Source organism: Paenibacillus sp. Soil522, from assembly GCF_001428245.1.
GTDB lineage: Bacteria > Bacillota > Bacilli > Paenibacillales > Paenibacillaceae > Pristimantibacillus.
In genome coordinates, this window is the sequence record NZ_LMRV01000031.1 from 197,172 (window position 1) to 210,885 (window position 13,714).

General features: G+C 48.8%; 11 protein-coding genes and 1 pseudogene. 6 read left to right on the forward strand and 6 right to left on the reverse strand.

Annotated elements, in window-relative coordinates:
- Nucleotides 1–155: 155 nt before the first annotated feature.
- Nucleotides 156–1,022: an aldose epimerase family protein gene (locus tag ASG81_RS08460; RefSeq protein WP_056631850.1), complete on the reverse strand. Its 867-nt coding sequence runs from the start codon at nt 1,020–1,022 to the stop codon at nt 156–158.
- 426 nt (nt 1,023–1,448) lie between these two features.
- A complete protein-coding gene (locus ASG81_RS08465; RefSeq protein WP_056631853.1) occupies nt 1,449–2,600 on the reverse strand; it encodes a peptidylprolyl isomerase in 1,152 nt (383 codons plus the stop codon).
- A 378-nt stretch (nt 2,601–2,978) separates the two neighbouring features.
- Between ASG81_RS08465 and ASG81_RS08470 the strand changes: the two genes are divergently transcribed.
- From ASG81_RS08470 to ASG81_RS08485, 4 genes are all read left to right on the forward strand, one after another.
- The gene (locus ASG81_RS08470; protein ID WP_235548777.1) at nt 2,979–4,424 is read left to right on the forward strand and encodes an HD-GYP domain-containing protein; all 1,446 of its coding nucleotides are present in this window, start codon (nt 2,979–2,981) and stop codon (nt 4,422–4,424) included.
- Between the two features lie 114 nt (nt 4,425–4,538).
- Nucleotides 4,539–5,534, forward strand: a complete 996-nt coding sequence (gene mgrA / locus ASG81_RS08475; RefSeq protein ID WP_056631858.1) for an L-glyceraldehyde 3-phosphate reductase — start codon at nt 4,539–4,541, stop codon at nt 5,532–5,534.
- A 190-nt stretch (nt 5,535–5,724) separates the two neighbouring features.
- The gene (locus ASG81_RS08480) at nt 5,725–9,585 is read left to right on the forward strand and encodes a response regulator (RefSeq protein ID WP_155971355.1); all 3,861 of its coding nucleotides are present in this window, start codon (nt 5,725–5,727) and stop codon (nt 9,583–9,585) included.
- A gap of 102 nt (nt 9,586–9,687) precedes the next feature.
- Complete coding sequence (locus ASG81_RS08485; RefSeq protein WP_056631862.1) at nt 9,688–10,416, forward strand: response regulator transcription factor; 729 nt, start codon at nt 9,688–9,690, stop codon at nt 10,414–10,416.
- Nucleotides 10,417–10,525: 109 nt separating this feature from the next.
- Here ASG81_RS08485 and ASG81_RS08490 read toward each other — a convergent pair whose 3' ends face one another.
- Nucleotides 10,526–10,744 carry a hypothetical protein gene (locus ASG81_RS08490; RefSeq protein WP_056631865.1) on the reverse strand — a complete coding sequence of 73 codons (219 nt, stop codon included), beginning with the start codon at nt 10,742–10,744 and terminating at the stop codon, nt 10,526–10,528.
- A gap of 131 nt (nt 10,745–10,875) precedes the next feature.
- Nucleotides 10,876–11,043 carry a hypothetical protein gene (locus ASG81_RS30705; RefSeq protein ID WP_155971357.1) on the reverse strand — a complete coding sequence of 56 codons (168 nt, stop codon included), beginning with the start codon at nt 11,041–11,043 and terminating at the stop codon, nt 10,876–10,878.
- Nucleotides 11,044–11,247: 204 nt separating this feature from the next.
- Between ASG81_RS30705 and ASG81_RS08495 the strand changes: the two genes are divergently transcribed.
- The gene (locus ASG81_RS08495) at nt 11,248–12,129 is read left to right on the forward strand and encodes a serine/threonine protein kinase (protein WP_056631868.1); all 882 of its coding nucleotides are present in this window, start codon (nt 11,248–11,250) and stop codon (nt 12,127–12,129) included.
- A 9-nt stretch (nt 12,130–12,138) separates the two neighbouring features.
- Here the strand turns inward: ASG81_RS08495 and ASG81_RS08500 are convergent, their stop codons facing one another.
- Together ASG81_RS08500 and ASG81_RS30710 are read right to left on the reverse strand one after the other, a co-directional pair.
- The gene (locus ASG81_RS08500) at nt 12,139–12,816 is read right to left on the reverse strand and encodes a TraX family protein (RefSeq protein WP_056631872.1); all 678 of its coding nucleotides are present in this window, start codon (nt 12,814–12,816) and stop codon (nt 12,139–12,141) included.
- Nucleotides 12,817–12,872: 56 nt separating this feature from the next.
- Nucleotides 12,873–12,968 (reverse strand): annotated as a pseudogene (locus ASG81_RS30710) (manganese catalase family protein); the annotation flags it as partial.
- Nucleotides 12,969–13,168: 200 nt separating this feature from the next.
- Between ASG81_RS30710 and ASG81_RS08505 the strand changes: the two are divergent.
- Entirely contained in the window at nt 13,169–13,591 is a 423-nt protein-coding gene (locus tag ASG81_RS08505) for a hypothetical protein (protein WP_056631876.1), read from the forward strand.
- Nucleotides 13,592–13,714 lie beyond the last annotated feature (123 nt).

A 13,714-nucleotide genomic window follows, 5' to 3' on the forward strand; every position in this document is an offset into this window, starting at 1 on the left:
GGGGGAAACTTCACTCCCCTTGAGGCAATTCTCATGGCGAGCGAGGCTTCCCTCACTTTTGTTTAAATATAAGAATTTATAAGTTTCACATTTATAAATAAGCTTATATTTCACCGCGAAACGAGCTGTTGCCGCCAAAGGACGGCGACAGCCGTTTACGCTCTAATCGTCAGATTAGCGCTTAGCTCTTCGCCGGCATTCAGCATAACGAGCTCGTCTTGGCGGTTTAGCTCGCTCGTCTTGGCCATCCACGGCTCCACGCAGATGAACGGACGATCCTTAACCGACCACAGCTGCATATATTTGAATAGGTCATCGTAAGTCAGACGAACGCGGGCCCCTTGTAAGACAGGGAAGGAGATTTCGCTCTTCTTCGCGTCCAGCAAGCAGACGGCTTCCACCAGTTCATCAAAATCAATGACGCCGTCGAACGGCTTCTCGACATTATCGTTATAGTCGAAATAGCGGGTTGCATCCGTTTCATAGGCGATCTTTTTGTCAGAATCAATCGCAAAGTAAGGGTGGAAGCCCGCATAGAAAGGCATTGCGGCAGCTTCGCTCAAATTGCGGTATTGCTGGCGGGTATGTAACTGGCCATCCTGCAGCACGTAAGTAAACAGCAGCTCGAAAGCAAAAGGATAGGAGCGCAGCGTCTCTTCATTGCTTTGCAGACGAATCGTAATAGAGGCCCCATCCTCGGTTCCGGTGCTTACAACCTCCCAAACGGCGGTGCGGGCTACGCCGTGGTTAGCCATTTTATACGATTGGCCGTTCCATTCATAAGCTTGCTCCTCGAGCTGGCCGCAGATCGGAAACAGGATCGGGTTGCCGCCGCGAATGTTAGCGGTTGGGTGTTCAAACGTCGCCTTGTCCAAATAAAATAGTTCCAGTCCGTTCAGCTGGCAGCCGATTACGATACCGCCTCGCTCCGGACATACAAGCACGCGGGAAGCGGTGCTTTCCTCCGACAGTTCATATAACGTATACGTATCCTTGTAGCTGCGTACTTCGTAGTTGCTCACTTGATTCCCTCCAATAATAGGTGAATGTCATTTTCTCCCCATCATACCATATTCGCAAGTGGCTTATATCGCCTATTTCCAGCCTGCTGTGTCATTCTCCCTGCCCCGTCATCCATCAGTCCATCGGCAGCCGGAAGGATACAGGTTCCAAAATGGTCGAATCTAGTAAAGCATACATCTACTCCATTTTGAAAGAAATGAATAGTATATATTAGCTTCAGAGAGAAGCAGGCCATACCATTCTCAACATGATGTCAACGCAGCAGCAGCCGATGATGCTTGCCCTCGTTGCTTGAAGCTAAAGTCATTCCTAGCTCACCCCTCCGGGCGACAGAGTGGCTTTATTTTTTTGTAAATTGAAAAAGAAAAAGCGCCCCACAGGCCATAAAGACCTATGAGGCACTGCCTCTTTACATAAACCGACAATTATTCTGTTTTTGGTGCCGTTGTAGCAGCGTCCTTAGCTTCTTCAGGAGTCAGTGAGTTCGTGATTTTCGCTTTTGCGCGAATTTCAGCCATCCAAGCCTCGGACAGCTCATTTGCTTCAGTAGCGATAAGCTGCTTCTTGATTTCTTCCTTCTTCTCCTCGAAGGTTGGAACAACAGGCGCTTTCTCAGCTGTTTTCTTAATAATGTGGAAACCGTGCTCGGATTGAACGACAGCGCTGATTTCATTGATTTTCAGTGCGAAAGCAGCCTCTTCGAATTCAGGAACCATTGCGCCTTTTCCAAAGAAGCCAAGATCGCCGCCTTTATCCTTTGAGCCTGGGTCGATCGATTTCTCCTTCGCGATGGCAGCGAAGTCTCCGCCTTGCTTAAGCTCAGCTAGAATCGCATCCGCTTCTTCTTTGGCAGCTACCAAAATGTGCGAAGCCTGAATTTGCTCCGGCGTACCGAGCGATTCTTTGTTCGTGTCATAGAATTGCTTGATTTCGTCTTCCGTAACGTCTGTTTTCGGCTCCAAAATTTTGCGAATCGTCAGATTGATTTTTGTATCCTTTACCAAGCTCTCAAGCGTCATGTTGTATTGAGCAAGCGTTGCAGCGAACTCCTCTTCCGTTCCGAAGCTCTTCTTAATGAGGGCGATTTCGGAATCGACGTCAGCATCTGTAACCGTAACGCTTGCTGCTTTAGCCTCTTGCGCAATAAGCTCTTGCGTAATCAGGTTATCAAGTGTAGCCGTACCGCCGGCCAGAACTAATTCATCGTAAAGTCTGTCTTTGCTTATGTTGACACCGTTAACGGTTGCCACGGTTTCATTGCTGGCTCCAAATGGCGGCTTAATGAGTACAACGACCAGCAAAATGGCCAGAACAGCCGAGACGATGATCCATGCTTTTCCGCTTCCGCCTTTTGGCGCTTGCTGAACGCTGTCTGCACTTGAAACTGCAGCGCGGATCTCATCGTTTGATGCTTCAGGCAGCTCTCCGTCAGAATCCTTAAGTAGCTCTTCTTCAATGGCTGCATCTTGCTCTGAAAGCTTGTCCTGCTGCGTTGTTTCGTCATCCGTGTAACGCTCTTCTTTCGCAGCCAATTCGTTTTCTGCGTCTTTGCCTGGCCGCGATTCCTTGTTATTCATTCCATGAACTCCCTTCGTTTTACCTAACTTTCATTACTATACCAAAAGAAGAATGAAAAAACCTTAATCTAACATAAAAATATGGCTTGCTGAATTTGTCGATTCCTATTTATTGTATAGGTATGCCGTGTACGATTTCAAGCTAAAAGGCCAGTTAGAACAATTAAACCGCTTATACCGGTAAAACTTCACTGTTTATCGGAAGCGGGTGGGATGATATGATAGGATAGTATCATTACATATTCCAACATTCTCCTACATTTTTCGTGATGGGTTTCATTGGTTCATGCTTGTCACATAACTCACCATAGCGCGAATGACCCCTGCAGGGGTATGTTTACTACCATTAACTATGATTGATATGTAGGAGGAATAGGCTTGCGCAAAAATACAGGTGTATTCGCACGTTTGGTAATATCGATGCTTTTACCGTTAGTCGTCTATTTCGCGCTGCGGGATACAGAACTGGATAAGAGCATTATTGCGCCTCATGAGCATTTTTATATCGTCAGTCTCGTTTCCGCACTCTCGTTAGCCCTAGCGATTGCGGTCGGCTTCGTCGCTATTTCGCTTCGCAATATTAAGATTAGCTTTCTATCGTTATCTTATGTATCGCTATCTGCGATGTTTGTTTTGCATGGCTTGTCGACCCCCGGGTTTCTGATGCACCATTCCGGCATTGCAGGCAGCGCCGCGCAGCTTAGTATTATGCTGGCTGTCGTCTGGCTATGGCTGTCCTCTCTTTCCATGGACCAGCCTTTGATCAAATGGCTGGCAGAGTGGCAGCGGCTGCTGCTGCCGATATGGACAATTGCGCTGCTTGCTTTCTGTACGGTCCTTTGGTTTTATCCTAATTTGACTCAATTTCTTCATCTGCTTCAGCTGCCGATGAAATGGATCGCCAGCATCTTCATTATCGGCTTAAACGCTTGGACGATTAACCGGTATTTGATGACCTACATATCCTCCCGTTTCCCGCTGCAGTTGGCGATCGTGTACAGCTCGGGCTGGATGATTATCGCTCAGATCATTATGGTAAGCAGTCAGAAATGGCATGTAAGCTGGTGGCTGTATCATTTCCTGCTGCTTGCCTCTGTTATTGTGATGGTCACAGGCATCGTGAACCAATATTTTATCTCGAAATCCATTACGGCCTCTATTAAGCTGATGTTCCGCTCCAATCCGCGAGATTGGATCAACAGCTACATGTCTTCCAGCGTAAGAGAGCTGGTTATGACGACGGAAGCGCGTGATTCGTATACGGCGGGTCACAACTATCGGGTTGCTTTGTATGCTCTGAAGCTGGGCGAGGAGCTTTCCTTGACCGCTGCCGATCTGAGAGCCATTGCGCAAGGCGGACTTGTCCATGACGTCGGCAAACTGCGCATACCGGATACGATTCTGAATAAGCCCGGCAAGCTTACGCCCGATGAGCGGGAAATTATTGAAATGCATCCTTTATCGGGCTATGACCTGTGTAAACGGTTAGGCTTTATGCCGGAGGAGCTTTCCGTTATACGCTCGCATCATGAGAAATGGGATGGCAGCGGCTATCCCGATCAGCTGGCGGGAGAGCAGATACCGCTCCTCGCGCGGGTGACCGCTGTTGCGGATGTGTATGATGCCTTGACCTCTTCGCGTTCCTATCGAAAGGCGATGTCGCATGAGGCGGCTATGGAAATCATCGTAAAAGAGAGCGGGCGGCATTTCGATCCGCTTTGCGTGCAGGCATGGGTGCGGCTCGTTTCGGAGCAGCCGGGCTTTTTTGAGGAAACATTACGGCACAGTCCGCAGTTCAAGCTGGAAAGGAAGCTCGCAAGATAGAATAAGTTTCCATTTGCCAATCTTCAGTTGTACAATAGACGGGGAAGCCTCGTGTTCATCAATAATCGAATCGGGCAATGAGCGTTTCAAATAACGGGTTGGGGGATATCGAACATGACTTATTTGGCGGCTAACAATCGGTATGAGAGCATGAAGTATAATCGCGTCGGGCGCAGCGGCTTGAAACTGCCCGCAATTTCCCTTGGGCTATGGCATAATTTCGGCGGCGTCGACCGTCTTGAGAATGGGCGGGCTATGGTGCGCCGAGCATTTGATTTGGGGATTACCCATTTCGATCTTGCCAATAACTACGGGCCGCCTCCGGGTTCGGCAGAGGAGATGTTCGGGCAAATCCTGAAACAGGATTTCGCCGCATACCGCGACGAGCTTATCATATCGACGAAAGCGGGCTACTATATGTGGGAAGGCCCCTATGGCGAATGGGGCTCGCGCAAATATTTGATTTCCAGCCTGGATCAGAGCCTGAAGCGGATGAACCTGGACTATGTCGATATTTTTTATCACCATCGTCCAGATCCGGAAACGCCGCTCGAGGAGACGATGGCCGCGCTCGATCATGTCGTTCGCCAAGGAAAGGCGCTCTATGTCGGCGTTTCGAACTATAGCGCGGAGCAAACGGCTCGTGCAGCAGCGATCCTGAAAGAGCTTGGCACGCCGTTCCTGATTCATCAGCCATCCTATTCGATGTTCAACCGGTGGATCGAGAATGGCCTGCAGGACGTGCTGGAGCAGGAAGGCATTGGCTCCATCGTATTTTCTCCGCTAGCCGGAGGCGTGCTGACTAACCGTTATTTAAACGGCGTTCCTGCCGATTCGCGCGCCGGAGGCCCAAGCGTGTTCCTTAAGGCCGATCAAATTACGGACAGCAAGCTGAACAAAGTCAGGTTGCTGAATGAGCTTGCTCAGGGACGCGGGCAATCGCTCGCCCAAATGTCTCTTGCATGGGTATTGAGAGGCGGAAAAGTAACCTCGGCATTAATCGGCGCAAGCCGCGTAGAGCAAATCGACGACAATGTCGCCGCCTTGAGCCGTCTTGATTTCAGCGATGAAGAGCTTAGCCGGATTGAATCGATTCTTGCAGCTGAGTAGCTGCATGATCATTGCAGGCTGAATGCATTTATACCATTCAAATAGAACGCTGGAGCAGCTGTCCGTAGTATCGGCATGCATGCTCCAGCGTTTTTTTATTGCCGCTCTATTGGATTAAAGAGGTATAATAGTGTCAATGTTCGACAGATAGAGCTAACGCGGAGCGGAAGGGGAAAACGGCTTGGAAAAAATGTCGTTACGAACAAAAGGCTTGATTTTAATCGTTCTCATTTCGTTCGTCCCGCTGCTATTTGCCGGGGTGTTCAACTATTCTGTCGTGAAGGAAGCGATTGTTCAATCGGAAATCGGGAAGACAAGCAGCAAGCAGAGCAACCGCGCTAACGATTTGGCATCGTGGATGGCTATCCGCAAGGCGGAGGTTGTCGTGATGAGCCGTACAGAGGTTGTGCGGTTCGGCACGGAAGCGGAGCGTCTTCACTATTTTGGGCGTGAGCTCGTGCGGGGAGGCTTCATCTATCATGCCATCGGGTACATAGATAAGAATGGTCAAAGCTTGAGGACCGATGGCGGACGATTAGACATGAGCGGGGAGTCTTTCTTCCAAGAGGCGGTTAAGGGGCAGGTTGTCATGACAGACCCGTTTACGCCTTCGTTCTCTGAAACCAAGCAGCTGCTTATTGTCGTGCCTGTTTATGGGGCAACGAATGAATTAAAAGGACTCGTTTACGCGTCTATCGGATTTTCGGCCATGCGGCCATTCATTGAATTCGCGGGAGAGCACTCCGTCATTTGCTTGTTTAACGATGAGGGAGATATCCTTTTTTGCTCTCATTCTGAAGAAACGGTAAGCGCGGGTTTATTTGATAAGTACTCCGTTCTGTTTCCAATTTCCAATAAAATGCTGGACTCGTACGAGGGGATGTCGAGGATAAAGGCAGGCGGCAAGTCCTATGCGGTCTTCCACACGAAGGTAAGCGATACGCCATGGCGCTTCGCGCTGCAAGAGCCGGTATCGATGCTGCAGGAGAAGCTGAAGCCTATCTTATGGCGTATCATTACGACGATTGCCGTCTCAGAGGCGATTATTGTCATCTCTTTCTTTCTCTATTTTGAGCGAATCGTTAAGCGTCTGGAACGTATTCTGGGTGTTACGGAGCAGGCTGCGGCCGGACGCTTCGAGGCCGAGCATCTTGAAGCGCTGCCGTATGATGAGATCGGACAGCTTGGCCGCTCCGTCAACGGGATGATGGAGCATCTGCAAGAAATGTTTGATCGGCTTGAGGCTATTATTAACCAAAACCAGTATGCGTTTATCGTTCTTGACGATCAATATAAGGTTTCCTTTTTGAACAAAACGGCGGAAGATATGCTGGGCTACAAGAGTGAGGAGCTGGCCGGTGTTGCTACGCCGCTCTTGTTCATGGATTTGGATGAAATCCGCTTGGAAGCGGAAAACCTGAGCATCCAGCTCGGAAGGAAGGTTAAACCCGGTCTAGAGGTATTCAAGGAGCTTCGCGGCGAGAATTTCTCCTATGAGCGGGAATGGACCATTATCCATAAAGACGGCACGCGAATGCCGACGCTGCATAGCTCGAACGGCCTGCGCGACCGCAATGGGCGGTTCTCAGGCGTCGTCGTTATGGTGCTCGATATTTCCGACCGCAAGCATATGGAGAAGGCGCGAAATCGCTTGCTCGACATTGTAGAATCGGCCAAGGATTTAATTGCTTCTGTCAGCGCGAGCGGCAAGGTCGTATATATGAATCGTGCCGGCAGAGAGATGCTGGGCTTGCAGGACGCCGTGGATAGCGAATATACGGTCGAGCAGCATTCTCATCCGGAAGTGTATTCGGAGCTTGTGAAGGGCGCTGCGCTAGCTAAACAATTCGGATATTGGGAAAGCGGGGCACAATTGCTCAAGAGCAACGGCGAGGCGCTGCACGTGTCGATGGTCGTCGTTGCGCATAAGAACGAGGATACGGGAGAACTTTTCTTCTCCTGTATCGCCCGCGATATTTCCGAGCAAAAAATGGTGCAGGAGGAGCTCGTTCGCGCCACGCTCGAAGCGGATGAGGCGAATCAGGCAAAGAGCCGCTTCCTTGCGCTCATGAGCCATGAGATTCGGACCCCGCTCAACGGGATTATCGGACTGACGCAATTAATGCGCAAAACGGGGCTCTCTGCCTCGCAACAGGATTACATGGACAAGATGAATACGTCCTCGGAGACGCTGCTGCGAATCATTAATGATATTTTGGACTTCTCCAAAATCGAAGCGGGCAAGGTCGACATCGAACGTCTGCCGTTCCAGCCGGAGGAGCTCATGCACCGCATATCCGACCAGCTAAGCGTATTTATGGGCGGTAAGGAACAGTTTGAGTTTATGATTGATACGCCTGAGCATTTGCCGCAGACGATCATTGGGGATGCGCTGCGTCTTGAGCAGGTGCTCCTCAACTTGTGTATGAACGCGATCAAATTTACGAATAGAGGACGTGTAAGACTGCAGCTGGAGCTAGTGGAGGAATCGGATAAAGGGGTAAAAGTACGCTTCAGTATCTCGGATACGGGCATCGGCATGAAAGCGGAGCAGGTGGAGAAGCTATTTAAACCATTTACGCAGGCGGACGGCTCAACGACACGGAAGTTTGGCGGCACCGGTCTTGGTCTAGTCATTTCAAAATCTTTGGTCGAGCTGATGGGCGGCAAGCTGGAGGTATCCAGTGAAGCGTACGTGGGCAGTCGGTTTTACTTCACGCTGCCGTTCACCGTTATTCATAAATATACGGAGCAGCACAGGAAGGTTCGTCCGGAGCTGATCGAGCAGCCTGTTTGGATCGTGGAGGATGACGATGAGATGCGGGACCATTGGAGCAGCACGATCGAATCCTTTGGTTTAACGCCAATACCGTTCCATTCTTGGAAAATGGCCCGTGACCGCCTCCGCCGCATTGGAGCGGGCGCATTGCCGAAACTCATCGTCTTGGATATGGAAATGCCGGATATGTACGGCGCGGAGACCTGGCTTGAGTTCCACCGCGATGCGGAGGCGGCCGGCGTCAAAACCATCGCCATGACGACCTCCTATGGCCGTGATGAAATGATGCAGCTGCCCGCTGAGCAGAGACCGGTTACGCTGCTGATCAAGCCGATTATGCGAGGAGACATGCTGCGCGCAATTAAAAGCGTCCTTGAACGGAAGGGTTCCGAAGTAAATGAGCAGGAAAGCGCTGCTCCCGTTCCGGAGGTTCAGAAGAACGGCGCGGATACACGTATTTTGCTCGCAGAGGACAACAAGATCAACCAGCTGGTCGCGATAGAGATTTTGAAGGAGCAGGGCTACGAGGTAGGATTGGCGGAAAACGGCGAAGAGGTGCTTCAAAAGGTTGTGGAAGAGCACTGGGATTTAATATTGATGGATATTCATATGCCGGTTATGGATGGCTCGGAGGCGGTTCGCCTTATCCGCAACCAGCCGAAATACGATCATATTCCCATTATTGCGGTAACCGCAAACGTGCTTCGCAACGATCACGAACGTTATTTGAAGCTGGGTATGAATGATGTGGTGACGAAGCCAATCTCTTCCGAGCGGCTACATACGGTCATCTCTTATTGGCTGAAGCAGGGCAACGAGCTTATAACGAAGCCGGCCGCCAAGCAGGAGCTTCAAGCTGAACCGAATCGTTCCCATACTCCAGACGCAGCAGGCGAAAGTACATTGCCTTCCGTTGCCGGCATGGACATGGTGAGTGCGCTTGCGAGAGTTAATGGGAAGCAGCCGATTTTTCAGCATATGATGGAGCAATTTGTGCTCGATTATGATTCCTTTGCCGATCAGCTCCGCATGATGGTCAAGCAATCGGAGCTAACAATTGTCAAACGAATGGCTCATACTTTAAAGGGAGCGGCCGGCTATTTGTCTGCCTATGAATTGTTAGAGGCCGTATGTGAATTAGAACGTATCGTTAAGCAGCCGGAATTGGAGAAAGAGGAGCTGCAAACGGCCATTGTTCAGGTAGAGACGACGCTGAAGCGGCTGTTGGAAGGGCTTCGAAATGCGAAGGAAGTATTGGATATTAAAACCTAACAAATTACTAACAAATTGTTGTCCCTTTAATGTCGGTATTGTATAGTAGAGATACAATGTATATTCGACAGAAATCTTCAATCCTCCAAAAGGGTGACAAAAATGTATAAGGTTCTAGTTATTGAAGATGACGTCATGATGAGTGATATGCTGTCTATTTATTTATCAGAAGAAGGCTATTCCGTCATGCAAGCTTACAGGGCGGACGAAGGATTGAAGCTCACGTCAGAGTTTGTTCCTGATCTGGTGCTGCTGGATCTGATCTTGCCCGATTTGGATGGCATGGAAGTATGTGCGCTTATAAGGAAGCGCTCAAACGTACCGATCATGATTCTATCTATGAAGAGTGAAGTATCTGAACGGGTTCAGGCTTTGAAAGCCGGAGCGGATGATTACATGTGCAAGCCATTTAGCATGCATGAAATGACAGCTCGGGTAGAAGCGTTAATTAGACGTTCAAATACCGTTCAGGCAGAAACAATGCAGCAGGTTGCTGCAGAGGTAGAATTGATGGACGATCGTGAACCGATCCAACTTGATTTTGAGAGACGCCTATTGCTTGTCCGCGGCAAGCTGGTTGAAACAACCTTCTCGGAGTATGAGCTTATGAAGCTGTTTCTGGCTTATCCGGGCAAGGTATTCAGCAGGGAAGAACTTATAAATACGATTCGCGGCTTTGACTCCTTCGTGACAGACCGTGCCATCGACGTCCATATTGTCAATCTTCGCAAGAAGATTGAACAGAATCCTAAGGAACCAAGGCTAATCCGAACGGTTTGGGGATTTGGTTACAAGTATACGGCGCAGCATACAAGCGTAAGCAAAGGCTGAACGCCATACCATTTTAATTTTACTCTGACAAATAAGGCAGCGGCGGCGAAATTTAAAAGACCTGACGGGGCACTAGGGATATGCCGTCAGGTCTTTTTCATATGGCTATTTAACATACTTCAAGATAGAGCTTTGTGCCGTCGTTATACTGGAAAATAGCCACATCGCGCACCATTTCAACGGATTTAATTCTTCTCCATTTTTTGCGAAAATCAAAATCCAATTCCAATTCGTACAATTTATGATTAAGCTGTTCTATGGATGCCGATAGTTCGTTAGGGTAGTAGACTGGGACGGAACGACTTTTGAAGGTAACGATTTTCATCATTTCCTATAACACCTCCGATCGATTTCCTCCATTCTAACGTAAACCTTTTAGCCTCTCATGAAACTGTCGTCAGGATATTGTTTATTTTATTTACACTTTTCTAACAAATTCGACATTTTCCGCGCTTTTTTTTAGCTGGAATAGCTGCTGTATTTCTTCTTGTAATAGCCGTGGCCTTGATATGGGCGGTTATGCGGACGATATTGCCCGTTATTGTAATCACTGCTGCTGTAACGGCGACCGTAGCGCTTGCGACCCATGAGCGAGTATAACAAACGTTTAAGCAAATGCTTTAGCATGATTCTAACCTCCTAAATTTTATTGTGAAAAAATGATTTGAAAGCAATCGCTTATGTTATTGTGAAACAAAAGGGGCATCGGAAGCGTACGCTTTCATATGACTAATCATACGTATTTTTGTAGTTATGGTTTCTTAATTGCCGACAAATTTCGCTATACAAGGCGATTGAGGACATCAGACGGCTGCTGGGGGCAAATGAACGATGTGGACTTTTTTCGTGCGCAAGTGTAAGGATATGATTAACCATTGGCGGGATTATCCGCTTCGTACCGGCGTGATTTGGCTGGGGCGATACCGGATTGAACGCTTTATCGGAATGGGAAGCTACGGGCAAGCTTATGCGTGCACCGATATCGTAACAAAAAATAAGGTTTTAATGAAACGCAACATGCCGAGCAAGAAGGAGATTGGCAGACAGCTGCTGGAGAGGGAAAGCATGATTTTGCAGCAGCTGAGTCATCCGCAAATTCCGAAGTGGATCCGTTACGAGAAGAAAGGCTTTGATGAAGCGCTTCTAATGGAGCTCGTCGATGGCGACAATTTGGAGCACAAAATGATGGAGCAAGGCCAAATGTATTCTTTACAGGAGACGTTAAGCGTTATAAAGCAGCTTTTGCAGCCTCTTGGTTATTTGCATCAAGCCGGTTATGTCCACCGCGACGTCCGCATTCCGAATGTGCTGGAGAAAGGCGGGCGCTTGTATTTGATCGACTATGGGCTCTCCTGCCGCATTGGCGAACAGCTTCCAGAAGCATTGCGTTTAGGTCTGAAGGAAACGGAGCCGCTTGAAAATAAGGATGGCCATTTGCCAGGCGGCGGTTGGTCCGGTGATAAGCGCCTGATGAGGCGTCCCGTTCCGGAGAGCGACCTGTACGGACTAGGCCATTTGTTTCTATTCATGATGTATGCAAGCTATGAGTATCATGAAGGGCAGGAGGAGCGCAGCTGGGAAGAGGAGCTGGATCTTCCGCCGGCGGTGAAGCAGTTCGTGCGCAGGCTTCTCCAGCAAAGCGAGCCGGGCTGGGCGTCCGCTGCGCAGTGCGTGCAGGAGCTGGAGCAGCTTCTGGCTTCTCTGGCAGAATGATTGGCTGAATCATAGGGCGCGAAGTATTTCTTTAAGGCTTTCGTTGCTCATTACATAGTATACGATCGCGATGATGGTTAGATGAAGCGGATAGAAGCTGCGCCATACGATGCGTGGTATTTTTATTTTGTCGGCGCTGCGCATGAAATCGGGCATATAAACGATGAGAACGGTGGCCATTAAGCTGAAGGCTTGAATAAACCAGCCCTTTACAAAAATACTTACCACATTCAGCGAGAAGTGAAACAGGGTAAACCACTGCGCCTGGGCATAGCGATAAATGAGCACGAGCAGGACGACATAAGCGCCGTAGCTGAACGGTATAAATTCCAGCAATCCAGCAAAAGAGGCAGCTAACAGGTATTGTAAGAACGGCTTACCGTTCCATTTATCGAGAAGGCGAAGAAGCAGCAGGCAGACGAATAAAGAGCCCACTGTATTGACTTCAAGCCGATGAAAGGCGAATTGATAAGGCAGCTGCGAGAGAATCGCGATCCATGCCATTCTCTTCAGGTACCTTTGAATGTCACTCGTGCGAAAATAGCCCAGTACAATCGCGTAGGCATAGAACGGCAGTGCCAGCCGTCCAATTATTCTCCATACGATGTGGTCAGGAAACCAAACGAGACCGATATGGTCGATAAGCATCGTAACCATAGCTAAAAATTGTATCGGAATCACCTTCATTCTCTCGTCTTGCACCTAGTATAGCATAAGAGATACGAGAGAATATGAACAGGAAGACCTCCAAGCAGCTCCTGTACTGCTGCCGCGGCATTCGCATCCGCGTAAGGAGAAGGCGGGAGCTCTACCTGAAGTTGGTTAATTCGTTCAATCACGAGCTTGCTCACCTCTTTTCATCGACAATACAATTTGTCTATATGTATGACAGCTTTCGCAGTCATAGACCGTCAATGTCAAAAAGGACAACCTTCTGTCGAATGGATATGATTTCAACGTTTGACGGGTGACACATGTCCATACCTCTCTCTTAAATTTGCATAGAATAGAGTATGTTTTATAGGGAGGGGGGATAGAAATGTCCGCCAATTTAAAACTGAAAGCCAGCAACATGAAATCTGCCGCTAAAACAACTAGCCGTGCCCGCATCTCTTCCAGCTGTAATTGCAACAAAAACGATCATAAAAGCTGTGGCCGCAAGGAGGACCCGTCAGTTGAATCGATGCAAGAAGCAGGAAAAGAATTAAGCGATATTTTCAGGCAATTGGAAGACAGACAAACTGCAGCTAAGCTTGTCAGAGCGATTCGCTGCCGTGACGCGAAAGCCGTGCAAAGCCTGCTGGACTGTGACTGCCGTGTCGTTAACTTCTTCTGTACGCGAGATAAAGATTGTGTGAGAATCTGCTGCCAATTCGGTAGATTCAACGATGTAGTGATTACGTTCGATATTTGCATCAAAAGAGTACAGGATGAGTGTCGTCGCCATAATTGTTGGTTCTGATTGTTCTAGAGGGGCTGCCCGTGCTATGATATGCTCCCCATACAGTAGACAGGTTAAATAATAAAACCTGCTGCTGTGAGGGGAGCTTTTTCATGTCAAAAGAACAGTATAGCGCACCAGAGA